At 76.3% G+C, this 14,402-nt stretch carries 15 protein-coding genes; 10 read left to right on the top strand and 5 right to left on the bottom strand.

The window, feature by feature from the left end; all coding sequences use genetic code 11:
- Nucleotides 1-31: 31 nt before the first annotated feature.
- Nucleotides 32-1,126 carry a helix-turn-helix domain-containing protein gene (locus tag AC6JBM_RS28195; protein ID WP_497986540.1) on the top strand — a complete coding sequence of 365 codons (1,095 nt, stop codon included), beginning with the start codon at nt 32-34 and terminating at the stop codon, nt 1,124-1,126.
- A 22-nt stretch (nt 1,127-1,148) separates the two neighbouring features.
- Here AC6JBM_RS28195 and AC6JBM_RS28200 read toward each other — a convergent pair whose 3' ends face one another.
- Nucleotides 1,149-2,090, bottom strand: a complete 942-nt coding sequence (locus AC6JBM_RS28200) for a quinone oxidoreductase family protein (RefSeq protein WP_497977075.1) — start codon at nt 2,088-2,090, stop codon at nt 1,149-1,151.
- Nucleotides 2,091-2,176: 86 nt separating this feature from the next.
- Between AC6JBM_RS28200 and AC6JBM_RS28205 the strand changes: the two genes are divergently transcribed.
- Nucleotides 2,177-4,234, top strand: coding sequence for a hypothetical protein (locus tag AC6JBM_RS28205; RefSeq protein WP_497977076.1), 2,058 nt, complete (start codon nt 2,177-2,179; stop codon nt 4,232-4,234).
- A 25-nt stretch (nt 4,235-4,259) separates the two neighbouring features.
- Here AC6JBM_RS28205 and AC6JBM_RS28210 read toward each other — a convergent pair whose 3' ends face one another.
- Entirely contained in the window at nt 4,260-5,633 is a 1,374-nt protein-coding gene (locus AC6JBM_RS28210) for a serine hydrolase domain-containing protein (protein WP_497986541.1), read from the bottom strand.
- 79 nt (nt 5,634-5,712) lie between these two features.
- Here AC6JBM_RS28210 and AC6JBM_RS28215 point away from each other — a divergent pair, with 79 nt between their 5' ends.
- The 4 genes from AC6JBM_RS28215 to AC6JBM_RS28230 are packed head-to-tail and all read left to right on the top strand — an operon-like array spanning nt 5,713 to nt 9,370.
- Entirely contained in the window at nt 5,713-6,738 is a 1,026-nt protein-coding gene (locus AC6JBM_RS28215) for a sensor histidine kinase (protein WP_497977077.1), read from the top strand.
- A complete protein-coding gene (locus AC6JBM_RS28220; protein ID WP_350626481.1) occupies nt 6,735-7,427 on the top strand; it encodes a response regulator in 693 nt (230 codons plus the stop codon). Before AC6JBM_RS28215 ends, AC6JBM_RS28220 begins: the two co-directional genes overlap by 4 nt.
- A complete protein-coding gene (locus AC6JBM_RS28225) occupies nt 7,424-8,185 on the top strand; it encodes an alpha/beta fold hydrolase (protein WP_497977078.1) in 762 nt (253 codons plus the stop codon). The genes AC6JBM_RS28220 and AC6JBM_RS28225 overlap by 4 nt, the downstream gene beginning before the upstream one ends.
- 24 nt (nt 8,186-8,209) lie before the next feature.
- Complete coding sequence (locus AC6JBM_RS28230; protein WP_497977079.1) at nt 8,210-9,370, top strand: DUF6585 family protein; 1,161 nt, start codon at nt 8,210-8,212, stop codon at nt 9,368-9,370.
- Here AC6JBM_RS28230 and AC6JBM_RS28235 read toward each other — a convergent pair.
- Entirely contained in the window at nt 9,353-10,135 is a 783-nt protein-coding gene (locus AC6JBM_RS28235; RefSeq protein ID WP_497977080.1) for an SDR family oxidoreductase, read from the bottom strand. The two genes, AC6JBM_RS28230 and AC6JBM_RS28235, sit on opposite strands and share 18 nt — an antisense overlap.
- A 96-nt stretch (nt 10,136-10,231) precedes the next feature.
- Here AC6JBM_RS28235 and AC6JBM_RS28240 point away from each other — a divergent pair, with 96 nt between their 5' ends.
- The 4 genes from AC6JBM_RS28240 (at nt 10,232) to AC6JBM_RS28255 (ending at nt 13,008) form a co-directional block, all read left to right on the top strand.
- Nucleotides 10,232-10,777: a hypothetical protein gene (locus AC6JBM_RS28240; RefSeq protein ID WP_497977081.1), complete on the top strand. Its 546-nt coding sequence runs from the start codon at nt 10,232-10,234 to the stop codon at nt 10,775-10,777.
- The gene (locus tag AC6JBM_RS28245) at nt 10,771-11,742 is read left to right on the top strand and encodes a TrmH family RNA methyltransferase (protein WP_497977082.1); all 972 of its coding nucleotides are present in this window, start codon (nt 10,771-10,773) and stop codon (nt 11,740-11,742) included. The genes AC6JBM_RS28240 and AC6JBM_RS28245 overlap by 7 nt, the downstream gene beginning before the upstream one ends.
- A gap of 66 nt (nt 11,743-11,808) precedes the next feature.
- Entirely contained in the window at nt 11,809-12,693 is an 885-nt protein-coding gene (locus AC6JBM_RS28250; RefSeq protein ID WP_497977083.1) for a sigma-70 family RNA polymerase sigma factor, read from the top strand.
- 45 nt (nt 12,694-12,738) lie between these two features.
- The gene (locus AC6JBM_RS28255; protein WP_497977084.1) at nt 12,739-13,008 is read left to right on the top strand and encodes an acylphosphatase; all 270 of its coding nucleotides are present in this window, start codon (nt 12,739-12,741) and stop codon (nt 13,006-13,008) included.
- Between the two features lie 30 nt (nt 13,009-13,038).
- On the opposite strand, the gene AC6JBM_RS28260 is transcribed toward AC6JBM_RS28255, so the two are convergent.
- Complete coding sequence (locus tag AC6JBM_RS28260; RefSeq protein ID WP_497977085.1) at nt 13,039-13,581, bottom strand: LURP-one-related family protein; 543 nt, start codon at nt 13,579-13,581, stop codon at nt 13,039-13,041.
- Between the two features lie 243 nt (nt 13,582-13,824).
- Nucleotides 13,825-14,232 carry an SRPBCC family protein gene (locus AC6JBM_RS28265; protein WP_497977086.1) on the bottom strand — a complete coding sequence of 136 codons (408 nt, stop codon included), beginning with the start codon at nt 14,230-14,232 and terminating at the stop codon, nt 13,825-13,827.
- Nucleotides 14,233-14,402: the final 170 nt, after the last annotated feature.

The following is a 14,402-nucleotide window of genomic DNA, read 5'->3' on the forward strand; positions in this document are numbered from 1 at the left end:
CAGGCTAGGCATCCGCGTGCCAAAATCGTTGGTGCCCGAAACACATTTTCCGCCGGAGTTTGTCACCCCGGTGACAAAGGCGGTGCTGGCCGCGGTCCGCGCCGCGATGCGCGAGCAGGGCCGCTCGCTCACCGGCGGCCAGGGCCACGGGCTCACCCTGGGCGTCGAGACCGCCGTGGCCACCTTCATCTCGGGCGCCGACCTCGCCCCGACCCTGTCGCTGTTCGCCGAACTCGGCCGGACCGAATACCGCGAGGGCCACCGCGTCGACGCGCTGCGCTCGATCCTCACGCTCGGCGCGCAGACGTTCTGGGCCACGCTCGTGCAGCGCCCGGGGCCGCTGGAACCGCCGCAGCTGTACGCCACCGCCGCCGCCCTGTTCGGCTACGTCGACGCCCTGGCCGGGGCGGCCGCGGAGGGCTACCTGGACGAGCAGCGCGACGCGGCGCGGGACTGGGCGCAGCTGCGGCGCCGGCTCATCACGCTGCTCGTGCAGCCCGACCCGCCGGCCGAGGCGGCCCTCCTGGCCGCCGCGGAGGCGGCGAGCTGGCCGCTGCCCGCGTCCGTGTGCGCGGTCAGCGTCGAGGGCACCGACGCCGAGCACCTGGCCCGGGCCGCGGGCGGCGGCGCGATCGCGACGGTCATCGACGGCGCGACGCGCCTGCTGGGCCCGTCCCCGCACGCGCTGGAGCGTCCCCTGGCCGGGCGGCGGGCGGCGATCGGGCCGGCGGTGCCGGTGCGGGAGGCGCGCCAGTCGTACCGCATCTCCCGCAAGGCCCTCGAACTGCAGCAGGCGGGCCGGCTGCCCGAGGGCGTCCTGGCCTGCGACGAGCACCTGGTGCCGCTGCTGCTGGGCTGGGAGCCGGGGGTCGCCGACCGCCTCGCCTCGCGCGCGCTGGCCCCGCTGGCGGCGCTGACCCCGGCCGCCCGCCGCCCGCTGACCGAGACGCTGCACGCCTGGCTGCGCTGCCAGGGCCAGGTGATCCCGGCCGCGCGGGCGCTGCACACGCATCCGCAGACGATCCGCTACCGCCTGCGCCGCCTCCGCGAGCTGTTCGGCGACCGCCTCGACGACCCGGACGAGCGCCTGGCGATCCAGCTGGCGCTCATGGCGAGCCAGCGGTGAAGCCCACCGAGGACGGGCCGCGTCACGGGCGGAGCACGATCTTGCCGGTGGTCCGGCGGGCCAGCAGGTCGGCGAACGCCCGCCCGGCCTCGGCCAGCGGATACTCGGCGCCGACCGCGGGCCGCAGCTCCCCCGCCGCGACGAGCCCGAACATCGCCCGCAGCGGCTCGGCGTAGGCGCCGGGGACCTCGAGCGCGGGGCGCAGCCAGAACCCGGCCACGGCGCGGTTGTGGTCGGCCAGCTCGCCGGGGTCGATCGGCGGGCGGCCCTCCCGCGACGCGTTGCCGAAGGTGACGAGCCGGCCGAACGGGGCCAGCACGGCCAGCCCGGCCGCGAAGACCCGCCCGCCGACCGACTCCAGCACCACGTCGACCGGGCGGCCGCCGTTGGCGGCGAGGACGCGCTCGGCGTAGCCGTCGGCGGCGCCGTCCACGGCCGCGTCCGCGCCCAGGGACAGCGCGAGCTCGCGGCGCTCGGGCGTGGAGGCGGCGGCGATGATCCGGCCGGCGCCGAAGTGCCGGGCGAGCTGGACGGCGAGCGAGCCGACCCCGCCCGCGGCCGCGTTGACGACGACCGTCTCCCCCGCGGCCAGCCGGGCGCTGCCTCGCAGGACGTGCCAGGCGGTGAGCCCCTGCACCAGCAGCGCGAGGGCCTCGGCGTCGGTGACCGCATCCGGTACGACCACGGCCGCCGCGGCATCGACGGCCGCCCGCTGCGCGAAGCCGCCGCCGGCGAACGTGTGCGCGAGGACCCGCCGCCCGTCGCCGGTCCGGCCGACGACCTCGGTGCCGGGCACGAACGGCAGCGTCGGCGCGGGCCGGTAGGTGCCGGCGATCCGGCTCGTGTCGGCGAAGTTCACCCCGGCCGCGGCGACCTCGACGACCAGCTCGCCGGCGGGCTCACCGAGCTCGGCGAGCTCGAGGACCTCGGGGCCGCCGAACCTGGTGCACCGGATCGCTCGCACGAGCGCCGACACTACCCGGGTTCGCGCCGCCGCGGGGCCCGCATGTCGCGCGGGACCGCTCGCCCGCACCCGGTACCGTGCCGGGCATGTTGACGGAGCTGGATGCGGTGGCGTGGCCGGAGCTGACCCACGCCTACGGTGAGGCCGACGACGTTCCCGACCTGTTGCGCCGCCTGGCCGCCGGTGACGAGGAGGCGCTGCACGCCCTCTACGGCAACATCTGGCACCAGGGCACCGTCTACGAGGCGACCGCCCCGGCCGTGCCGTTCCTCATCGAGGTCCTGGACGCGCCCGGCGCCGACGCCGCCGGCGTGCTGCACCTGCTGGCCTCGATCGCGGAGGGCTCGTCGTACCTGGAGGTGCACGAGCACCCGCGGGGCGCCGGCGAGGCCGACGAGGAGCTCGCCGCGGAGCTGGCATGGGTCGCGGCCGCCCGGTCCGCGGTCACCGCCGGCCGCCCGGTCTACGTGCGCCTGCTGTCCGCCGCGCCGTCCGAGGACACCCGCGCGGCGGCCGCCTACACGCTCGCCGCCCTCGACGCGGCCGGCCCCGACGCTGCCGACGACGACACGGCCGCGCTGCGCGACCGGGCCGCGGCCGACCCGAGCCCGGTCGTGCGCGCCGCGGCGATCCTGGCCCTGCGCGCCCGCGGCGTGCTCGACGCGCGCGGCCTGGCCGATCCGGAGCCTTTGCCGCGGGTCGTCGCCGCCATGGCGCACCTCCTGGAGGGCGACCCCGGCCCGGCCGGGGTCCTCGCCGCCGACGGCCCGGCGGTCCTGCGCGCGGTGGGGCGGCTGCCGTGGGACAGCGACGACCCGCTGGCGTGGGTGCTGAGCGCGGCCGAGCGGGACTGGCCCACCCAGGTGCGCGTCCTCACCGCCTGGCTGGCGCACCCGGACCCGATGGTGCGTGCGGGCGCGGTGTACGCCGCCGAGGACCCCATGCGCACCTGGCGCGCCGCGGCCGCGGCGCTGGCCCCGCTCCTGGCCGAGCGCCTGGACGACCCGGACCCCACCGTCCGGTTCTGGGCCGCGTCCCACCTGTCCGCCGCCGGCCGCGCCGCGACCGGCGCCGACGCGCTGTGGGCGCTGGTCGATCGCGGCCCGGGCCTGGACGCGACCGCCGCGCGGGCCCTGACGGCCCTCGTCTCCCTGGAGGACCCCCGGGCCGACGCCCACATCGCCCGCGTCCTGTCCGCCCCGCCGCCGCCCCCGCCGGCGGCGCTGACCGGCCACGAGCGGCTCAGCGCGTTCATCGCGGCGGCCAACGAGCGGGACCCGGCGGTGGGCCGCAACCGGGCGCTGCGCGAGCAGATGGCCGACGCGGCCCGGCCGGTGCCGTCGCTGGTCCTCGACCTGAAGACGCTGCAGCCGGCCCTGCTGCGCCTCGGCGCCTGGGCCACGGCGACGCGCGCCGCCCTGCCGCCCGCGATCGCCCGGGCCCAGGCCGGCTTCGAGCAGAACCTCCTGATCGCGACGGCCGCGCGCCTGGACCCGGCGCCCGCATCGGCCGCGCCCCTCGTGCCGGTGCTGCGGGACTGCCTCGGCGAGGAGAACCCGTCGACCGCCGCCATCGAGGCGCTCGGCGCGCTCGGCCCGGCCGCCGCGGCGGCGGTACCGGAGCTGACCGCCCTGCTCGGGCACGCCGAGCTGACGATTCGGCTTCCGGCCGCGGCCGCCCTGGCCCGGATCACGGGCGACCCGGCCCCGCTGCTCGCCGAGGCCGCGGCGGCCCTCGCCGAGCCGCGCGCCTGGCAGCGCACCGAGGCGCTGTTCGCCCTCCCGGCCGCGGGCCGCGCGGCCGCGGATCTGGCCCCGGACCTGCGCGCGCTGTTCACCGACGACGACGAGTGGCAGTCGATGCGGGCCGCGGTCGCCTACTGGCACGCCACCGCCGACCCGGCCCCGGTCGTCCCGGTCCTGCTGCGCCACGCCACCCACAGCCCGCGCGGCCTGGAGGCGGTGCGCTGCCTGGCCGGGATCGGGCCCGCGGCGGCCGAGGCCGTCCCGGTCCTCGAGGCGGCGATCGCGGCACCCGACCGGCAGCCGTTCAACCACGACACCTGGGGCCGCGACGACGATCTGTGGCTCGACGCGTGCACGGCCGCCGTGGCCCGCATCACCGGCGGTGGCGCGCTCGGGTGACCGCGCGAGCCGTGGCCCGGGTCGGCTAGATCGCGTCGGCCAGGATGTTGGCGACGGCCACGCGCGTCGGGTCGGGGTTGGCCCAGCTCCAGTTCGGGTGGGCCCGGTTCGTCAGCAGCACCAGGACGAGCTTGCGCTTCGGCTCGACGACGAGCTCACAGCCCGTGAAGCCGGTGTGACCGTACGCCCCCGACCCCGCCAGCCGCCCCATGAACCACGACTGGTCGAGCTCGAGCCCGATCCCGTGCGTCGAGGTGCGGTTCGGCCGGTCGACGTCGGTGGCCGGCAGGCCCGAGTTCTTGTTGGTGAGCATGTTGCGGACCGTCGCCTCGGACAGGATGCGCTTGCCGTTGACCTGCCCGCCGCCGAGGAACATGAGCCCCAGCACCGACAGGTCGGCCGCGGTGGTGAAGATGCCCGCCGAGCCGGCCACGCCGCCGAGGACGTTGCAGATGTCGTCGTGCACGGTGCCGCGCAGCAGGCCGCGGGAGGTCCGGGCGTCGGTGGCGGCGAGGCGGTTGGCCTGGTCGGCGGCGCTGAGCCAGTTCTTCGGCTTGAAGCCGGTGTCGCGCAGCCCCAGCGGGCCGGTGATCTCGCTCTTCACCTGCTGGTCGAGCGGCTTGCCGGTGAGCTTCTCGAGGATCTGCTGGGTGAGCAGCAGGCCGAGGCTCGTGTAGCGGAACAGCGTCCCGGGCGCGACCCCGTCGGCGAGCGGGGTCGAGACGATGTACTCCCAGCGCGCCGCGACGTCGGGCTTCTTGGACGTCTCCGGGATCGACGGGCCGACCGGCAGGCCGCTGGTGTGGGTGAGCAGCATCTGCACGGTGACCGCGGACTTGCCGGGGCCGTCGAACGCGGGCAGGTACTGCGCGACGGGCGCGGCCAGGTCGAGCTTGCCCCGGTCGACCTGCTGCAGGGCGAGGATGGTGGTGTACACCTTCGTCACCGACGCCACGTCGAAGACGGAGTCGGGGCGCATCGCCACGCGGGACTTCGCCGGCAGCTCGACCGGCCCGGCGCCGTAGCGCAGCGCGTCGCCGACCGCGGCGTGCGTGGTCACCTTGCCGCCGACGTTGACGAGCACGGCCGCGCCCGCGTAGCCGGGGTGCTTCGGGTTGTCCGACGTCGGCACGAGGTACCGCTTCAGGACCTCGACGACCTTGCCGCTGTAGGGCGCGGTGAGGATCTGCCCCGACGGGCTCGCGCTGGCCGAGCCGGACAGGCCCGCCACCCCTTCCGCGGCGGCGGGCGGCTCGCCCGGCGCGGGTCCGTCGGAGGCCGCGTCGGAGGGGGCGGCGGTGGGTGACACGGGGTCCGGACCGCAGCCGCTCAGGGCCGCGACGGACGCGGCGAGGCCGGCCCCGAGCACGGCGCGCCGGCCGTAGCGGCGATCAGACATCACGGCGGGCATTCTCGCACCCCCGCACGCCGGAGCCCCACCTCCGAAAGGCCGATCCGGACACTGTCAGGATGGTGGGATGGGCAGCGGCCGCGGGCGGGGCGTCGTGGTCGCGGCCGCCGGGCTGGCCGCGGCGACCGCGATCCTGGATCCGCTGCGCGGGCACCTGTCGCTGGCCTCGGTCACGCTGCTCTACCTGGTGCCGGTGGCCGGCGCCGCCGCGGCGGGCGGGCTCTGGCCGGCCCTCGGCGCCGCCGTGGCCGCGGACCTGCTGCTGAACTTCCTCTTCGTGCCGCCGCTGCACACGCTGAGCGTCGCGAGCTTCGACAACGCGATCGCGCTGCTGGTGTACGTGCTCGTCGCGGCGGCGGTCGCGGTGGCCATGGACGTCGCGAAGCGCCGGCGGGCCGCGGTCGGGCGGGCCCGGGAGCTGGCCGAGGTCGACCGGCTGCGCACGGCGCTGCTCGACGCGGTCAGCCACGACCTGCGCACCCCGCTGGCCGGGATCAAGGCCTCCGTCTCGAGCCTGCGCAGCCCGGACCTGGAGTTCACCGACGCCGACCGGGCCGAGCTGCTGGCCACCGTCGAGCACGCGACGGACCGGATGACGGCGCTGGTCGAGAACCTGCTCTCGCTGAGCCGGCTGCGGGCCGGGGTGCTGTCGGCGGCCCCGGAGCCGACGGCCCTCGACGCGGTGGCGGCGGAGGTGGTCCTGCACCTGCCCGACCCCGAGCACACGCGGGGCCGGGTGGCGGTGGACCTGCCCGAGGACCTGCTCGCGCTGGCCGACCCGGGCCTGCTGACCACCGTGCTGTCCAACCTCGTCGCAAACTCGCTCGCGGCCGCGCCGCACGTGAGCATCACCGGCGCGGCGGACGGGGCGCGGGTCCGGCTGGTCGTCGCCGACGACGGGCCGGGGGTGCCCGCGGCCGAGCGCGCCGCGCTGTTCGAGCCGTTCCAGCGGCTCGGGGACCGCGGCGGGGCCGGGCTGGGGCTCGGGCTGGCCATCGTGCGAGGGTTCACCGAGGCCATGGGCGGCACGGTCACGCCGTCGGAGACGCCCGGCGGCGGCCTGACGATGACGGTGGAGGTGCCGCGGGCATGAGCGGGGTGCTCATCATCGACGACGACGAGCCGCTGCTGCGCGCGCTGCGGCTCAACTTCGCCGCGCGCGGCTACCGGGTGCAGACCGCCGGCACCGGGGCCGAGGGGCTCGCGGCCGCCGCGGACCACCCGCCCGACCTCGTGATCGTCGACCTCGGCCTACCCGATCTCGACGGGCTCGACGTGGTGGCGGGCATCCGGGGGTACAGCAGCGTGCCCATCATCGTGCTCTCCGCCCGGCACACCGGCCCCACCAAGGTCGCGGCCCTGGACGCGGGCGCGGACGACTACGTGACCAAGCCGTTCGGGATGGACGAGCTGCTGGCGCGCATGCGCGCGGCCCTGCGCCGGGCCGCGCCGGCGCCGGCCGCCCCCGTGCTGCTGACCCCCGCGTTCCGGCTGGACCTGTCGGCGAAACAGGCGACCGGGCCGGACGGCGGGGTGATCCGGCTCACGCCGACCGAGTGGCACCTGGTCGAGGTCCTGGCCCGGCACGAGGGCAAGCTCGTCGAGCACAAGCGGCTCCTGCGCGAGGTGTGGGGGCCGCGGTACGAGACGGAGACCAACTACCTGCGGGTGCACTTCGCGAACCTGCGCCGGAAGCTGGAGCCGGACCCGTCGCGCCCGCGCTACTTCGTGACCGAGCCCGGGATCGGCTACCGGCTGGAGCTGCCCGGGGACGCGACGTGATCGCGGACGGGCACGACACCCGCGTCCTGTCCCACGGCCGCCGCCGGGCCCGCTCGGTGCTGCTGCTGCACGGGTACACCCACTCCCCCGCCCAGCTCGACCCGCTCGCCGCGCTGTTCTTCGCCCGCGGCTACAACGTCGTCGTCCCGCGCGCCCCCGGCCACGGCCTCGTCGACCCCGGCGCCCACGCCACCGTCACGGCCGCGGGGCTGCGCGCGTACGCCGCCGAGGCCCTCGACACCGCCGCCGCGCTCGGCGGCGAGACCGGTGTGCTCGGCGTCTCCGGCGGAGGGGTGCTCGCCACCTGGCTGGCCGCGCGCCGCCCGGACGCCGTGCGGCGGCTCGTCGTGCTGGCCCCGCTCTACGCCCCGCATGCCTCGCAGGTGCCGCCCGCGGCCCGGGTCGCCATGCGGGTCCTCTACGGCCGCCGGATGCTCCCGGATCGGCGCAGTTCGCGGGGGTACTCCTACCGCGCCGTCGCCCAGTACCTGCGCATCGCGTCCGCCCTGCCCCGCGCCTTCCCCGCGAACGGACCGGCCCGGGTCGCGGCCGTGCTCGCCCCCGGTGACACGACGGTCGACGGCGAGCTGGCGTTCGGTCTGCCCGAGCGGCTCGCGCGCGCGGCCGGGGCGTCGCTGACCCTCGATACCCTGCCTTCCCAATTCGGGCTGGCGCATGACATCATCTCGCGGCACCGGCTCGGCGAGCACGCCGACGTGCTCTACGAGCGGTACGCAGCGCTCTACGAAGACGCCTGACTCGGCTTCATCCACGGGGGACCCATGATCCCGCAGTACCGCGGCGCCATCATCGGCGCCGTCATCGGTGTGCTCGGCCTCGGCCTCGCCGGGTTCCTGGCCACCTCCACCGACGTCACGTGCGACGGCAACACGATGTCGCCCGGCGACCAGTGCGTGCACATCTCCACCAAGACCGGCACCCGGACGGTGAACTCCTACGAGGAGGAGGCCTCGTCGCAGCGGGTCGGCGGCGGGCTGACCGGCGGCATCCTCGGCGTCGTCTTCCTCGGCCTGGGCACGCAGCAGGCGCTGGCCGGGCGCCGGCGCGAGCGCGAGTCGGCCGCCGCCGGGCAGGCCACCCGCGAGCTGCTGAGCATCCCGATGCCGCCGGACCCGGACGCGTCCACGAACCCGCCGCCGACGACGATCCCCGCGGACGCGATCCAGGCCGCGTGGCAGGCCCAGCTGGGCGGGTACGTGGCCTCGATGCAGCCGGGCAAGCGCTCGGCGGCGCTGGTGTACCTCGGCCTCCTCGCGATCATCGGGATCTTCCTGTTCGGGCTCGGCGCCGCGCAGGGCGGGGTCGCGCTGGTCGTCCTCGGGCTGATCGCGCTGCTGTGCCTCGGCGCGTTCGTGGCCGTGCTGGTGCGCTCGCCGCTGGTGTCGAAGAAGGCCCGCCTGCTCGGCTTCCACCTGTTCGCGCACGGGTTCGTGCGGGCGACCGCGGCCGGCGTGCAGGCCTACCGGTGGGACCAGATCGTCACGATCTACCAGTCGATCATCCGGCAGCAGGTGTACGGCGCGACGACGAACACCAACTACTCCTACGTGCTCGAGTTCGTCGACGGGCGCGTGCTGAACCTGAACAACTTCTCGGCGGACATGAAGGTGCTCGGGCCGATCCTGCAGGAGCGGGTGGCCCGGGTGCAGGTGCCGCGGGCGCTGCAGTACCTGCACTCCGGCCGGGCGATCCCGTTCGGGGCGTACGTGCTGAACGCGGCCGGCGTGACCAACGGCGCCAAGAGCGCGCCCTGGTCCGAGATCGGCGGCGTGAAGATCGAGAACGGCGGCCTGCGGCTGTGCCGGCCCGGCGGCCGGGCGATCCTCGGCGGCCGGAAGGTCCGCGACATCCCGAACTTCCTGACGTTCGCGATCCTCGTCGACCGCATGGCGGGCCAGCCCGCGTCACAGGTTCGCGGCTAGGTACTCCTCCCACGTACGGCGGCCCACCGCGCGGTCCGGGGCCAGGTTGGCTCCGGCCCGGATCGCGCGGTAGGCGCCGCCGCCCATGGGCATCCGCACGACCGGGCGCCTCCGGCCGGCCGCGCGCAGGTAGGAGCGGACGAGCTCGTCGAAGCCGTAGGCCCGCGGGCCGGCCAGGTCCGCCACGAGCCCGGCCGGCTCTCCGAGCGCCAGCTCCGCGAGCCGGGCCGCGACCTCGGCCCCGTCGACCGGCTGGAAGCGCACGCCGGCCGGGACGGGGATCACCGGCAGCCCGGCCAGCTGCCGGACCGTGGCGAGGGTCAGCTCGTGGAACTGGCTCGCCCGCAGGGTCGTCCACGGGATGCCGGACCCGGCGACGAGGACCTCGGCGGCGCGCTTGGCCCCGAAGTACCCGAACGCCATGCGGTCCACGGCGCTCGTCACCGGGACGCGGTCGGCCCCGACGACCGAGATGTAGACGATGTGCTTGGCGCTCGCCGCCGCGCGCAGGAGGTTCGCGGCCTTGACGTCGTCGCCCTTGGCCGAGCCGGCGCAGTGCACGACGACGGCCGCGTCGCCGGCGGCCCGCTCGACGTGCTCGCCGGTCGCCAGGTCGCCCTCGACGTATTCGACGCCGTCGAGCGGCCGGGCCGGGCGCCGCCGGGCGAGCACCCGGATCGGGCGCCCCGCGGCGCGCAGGTGCGGCAGGAGCAGGCGTCCGAGCGTGCCGGTGCCGCCGGTGACGAGGATCGGTGTGGTGTCCATGCCCTCTCGACCCGCGCGAGGCCCCGGATGTGACACCACGAAATTTGCTGGTTCTGGCGGCTCCGGAGCTGCTATCAACGTCGGCGTGATCGCCTCTTGAGCCGTACCTCGCACACCGACCCCTACCTGCTGCGCGCCGCCCGCCGGCCGGCCCGCGTGCCCGTGCGCGCCCGGCCCGCCCGCCCCGGGTTCCGGCACCCGGCCACGCCCGCCGACATCGCGGCCCTGCTGGCGTTCTTCGGCCCGGCGGCCACCTACGGGCTGCGCGGCATCGAGCTGCGCCAGCGCACCGCCGCGAGCCCGGCCGTCGCCGCGCTGCGGGTGCCCGGCCACGTCCTGCTGTTCGAGCAGCCCGAGCCGCCGTGGCTGCTGCCCGGCCGGCTCACCCCGCCCGCGCTCGGCCGCCTGCGCCGGGCCGGCGCCCTGATCGCCGAGGGGCCGGCCGCGACCCGGGTCGACTGGCCCGGCTCGACGCTGCGGGACTTCGTGCTCTTCGACGGGCTCATGCACGAGATCGGGCATCACACCGTCCAGCACGCGGCGAACAAGCGCCGGACGGCCGCCATGCGCACCGCCGACCACGAGCGCCGCGCCGACGCGTTCGCGGCCCGGGCCCGGGCGGCGTGGGCGGCCCGATGGTGACGCTGGTCGGGGACGGTATCGGCAACCCCGCCAACGCCTCGGCCCTGCTCGACGCGGCCGCGATGTTCGCCACCGGCTGCCGGTTCCGCGACAGCCGCGGGCTCGCCGCGGCCCTGCCCGGCATTCCCACCGTGGACGCCGTGGCGGGGCCGATCATCGCGGTGGACAACGCGCCGGGGGCCGAGTCCGTGTACCGCACCGGCAGCGTCCACGATGGATCGTCCATTGTGGTCGGCAACGAGCGGCGCGGCATCCGGCCCGATCTGCTGCGGGCCGCCGCCCGCACGGTGCAGATCCCGATGCCGGGCCGCGGCGTCAACACGCTCAACGTGGCCACGGCGGCCGCGGTCGCGCTCTACTACCTGCGCGGGGCGGCCGGGCGGCGGGCCGTGCGGGGGCCGCGGCCCGAGTCCGAGCGGCCCGGGCTGCTGCTGGCCGCGCCCCGCGACCACGTCGAGGCGGGCAGCTCGCTGCGGTCGGCGGCGGCGTTCGGGTGGACGGTCGCGCAGGTCGAGGACCGCGACAAGGTGTGGTTCGGCACCCCGCGGCCGGTGCGGGCCGAGGCCCGGGCGGCCGCGCGCAGCCACCGCAATCCGCTGCGGGTGGTGCCGAGCGAGGGGCCGGATCCCGTGTACTCCCGGATCGTCGTCTGCTCGCCCCACGCGGACGGGCCGCCGGTGCACCGGACGGATCTGACCGGGGCCGCGACGCTCGTCGTCGTGCCGGACGAGGGATGGCAGCCGCCGCCGTCGAGCGCGGTGGTCCGGGCGCGGGTCGACGTGCCCGGGGCCGTGGGCCGCTACCGCTTCGTGACGGGGATCGTGCTGGCCGAGGTCGCGCGGCAGCTCGGGGCCCGCCCGGCCGCGCGGCCGCCCCGGCGGGGGCTCTCCTACGGCAGCGGGCTCGGGCCCGGGCGCGCGGCGCCCGGGGAGCTGGTGGAGGCGTGGGAGCTCTTGTCGTACTGAATCCGTCACATCTTCGCCTTCCGAGGGGTCGACCGGGGGAGGATCGAACTCGGGAGGGGAACACCGGTGGATGAGCGCGAGTGGCTGAGCGGGCAGTTCGAGGAGCACCGGGCCCGGCTGCGGGCGGTGGCGTTCCGGATGCTGGGCTCGGCCGCGGAGGCCGACGACGCCGTCCAGGACGCGTGGCTGCGGGTCGACCGGGCCGGGGCCGGGGGCGTGGACAACTTCGCCGCCTGGCTCACCACCATCGTGGCCCGGGTGTGCCTCAACCAGCTCCGCGCGCGCAACCAGCGCCGCGAGGACCCGCTCGAGGTGCACGTGCCCGACCCGATCGTCAGCCCCGTGGCCGGCGTCGACCCGGAGCACGAGGCGCTGCTCGCCGACTCGGTGGGCCTGGCCCTGCTCGTCGTGCTGGAGACGCTCACCCCGGCCGAGCGGCTCGCGTTCGTGCTGCACGACATGTTCGCGGTGCCGTTCGAGGAGATCGCGCCCATGCTCGAGCGCTCGCCGGCCGCCGCCCGGCAGCTCGCCAGCCGCGCCCGGCGCCGGGTCCAGGGCCGCCCGACCGCGCCCGACCCGGACGTGAGCCGCCAGCGCGCGGTGGTCGACGCGTTCTTCGCCGCCTCGCGCGAGGGGGACTTCGCCGCCCTGGTCGAGGTGCTCGACCCGGACGTGATCCTGCGCTCCGACGGCGGCCCGGCGCGCCCGCGGCTCACCTTCACGCTGCACGGCCCCGAGCAGGTGGCCACGCAGGCCCTGGCGTCGTCGCGGCTGTCGCCGTTCGTGTACCCGGCCCTCGTCAACGGCGCCGCGGGGGTCGTGGTGGCCGCGAGCCCGGACCGTCCGCTGTTCGTGATGGCGTTCACGGTCGCGGGCGGGCGGATCGTCGCCGTCGACGTCCTCGCCGACCCGGACCGGCTGCGCGCGCTGGACCTCGCCGCCCTGCGCTGATCGCTTCGGCCGCCCGGCCCGGCCGCTCCCGGGTACGGTCGGAGGGTGATCCGTAAACGGGTGCTGGTCTCGGGCCGGGTGCAGGGCGTCTTCTTCCGCGAGACCTGCCGCCAGGTCGCACAGCGGTGCGGGGTGGCCGGGTGGGTGCGCAACCTCCCCGACGGGCGGGTCGAGGCGGTGTTCGAGGGCGGCGAGGAGCCGGTCGCGGCGCTGCTCGCCTGGGCCGGCGAGGGGCCGCCGGACGCGCACGTGAGCGGCGTCGAGGCCCACGACGAGCCGGCCGAGGGGCTGAGCGGCTTCAGCGTCGTGCGTTGACCCCGTCCGGTCCATTGTGGACGCTTCGGCCTAGCCCCCCGCGGCCGCGCTGGAGCTGCGCTGGGCCTCGATCGCCGCGCGCATGGACTGGGCGAGCCCGATGGCCTGCACGATGGACAGCACCGGCGCCTGGAGCTCGAAGGCCAGCCCGTCGGGGCGCAGGGACAGGATGCGGCTGTTGTTCACGAGCTGGGCGACGGGGCGGTTCCGCTCGTCGGTGACGGTGAAGCGGCGGGACGTCCAGTTGCCGCGGGTGGTGAGGGCGCGGCCGTTCGCGAGCCTGAGCGCGCTGGTGCGGTTGGGCCCCCAGAAGCTGAGCCGCAGATGGAAGAGCATCTGCTGGCGCGCGTCGGTGAGGTAGTAGTTGCGCCCGCCGAAGCCCTCCCGATGACCGGCGGCGAGGACGGCGCCGCCGGCCGGGTGCAGGATCTCGTATCGGGCCCGCATCGACCAGTTGTGCCAGCGGATCGTGGCGACGGGGCGGCCGTCGGCGAGCGTGACCGGGGACTCGCGGCCGAACGGGGCCTTGTCGGGCAGGAGCAGCGTTCCGGCATACGGCGCGAACACGTCCATGGCTTGCATGGTACCGATGGGCGCCACGACGTGCCTTCTGTCGACCCGGGCCGGGCGGGCACCGTCCCACGCCCCAGCATCGCGCGTATCTCGTCGATGCCGCGGTCGTGCGACCACCTCGCGGTCGTGCGACCGGCTGGTCAGACCGTCGGACGCTCCAGCACCGCGCGCATCTCCTCGATGCCGCGCCCGGACGGCCGCCTCGCGGTCGCACGGCCGCCTCGCGGTCGTGCGGCCGGCTGGTCAGACCGTCGGACGCTCCAGCACCGCGCGCATCTCCTCGATACCGCGCTCAACCCTCGCCCGCACGGCCGCCTCGCGGTCGTGCGGCAGCACGTCGGTCGTCCACACGAGCCGTGCGCCGCCGCCGTCGCCGAAGACCTGGAAGGCCGCGTGGTGGTGGGCGAGGACCATCCGCCCGGGCCCTTGCACCGAGTAGGCCATGCGGCGCTGCTCGTGGTCGACGGCGACGATCAGCTCGCGCACCTCGGTGCCGTCGGGCATCGTCAGAATGCGCTCGTCCCCGTCGATCCGCGCATCGGCAACGCGGCTTGGCAGCAGCCGCCGGTGCACGTTGCCGACATCGGCGATCGCGTCCCACACCACGTCCGGATGCGCGTTGACGATCGTTTCGACCCGGATGGACACCACTCGCGCAGTGTAACGATCGCTCACGCCGGCACTCTGCTCCGAGGCTGCACTACCTGTTCCAGACGCGGACCCGGTCCGAGCTGGTCGCGCTCCACCTCGCCCCGGATCAGGTGATGGGGGCTCATCCGATGGGCACCCACCATGTGCGCCAGCCGACGTGCGGGCGATCG

The organism is Dactylosporangium thailandense, assembly GCF_059739745.1.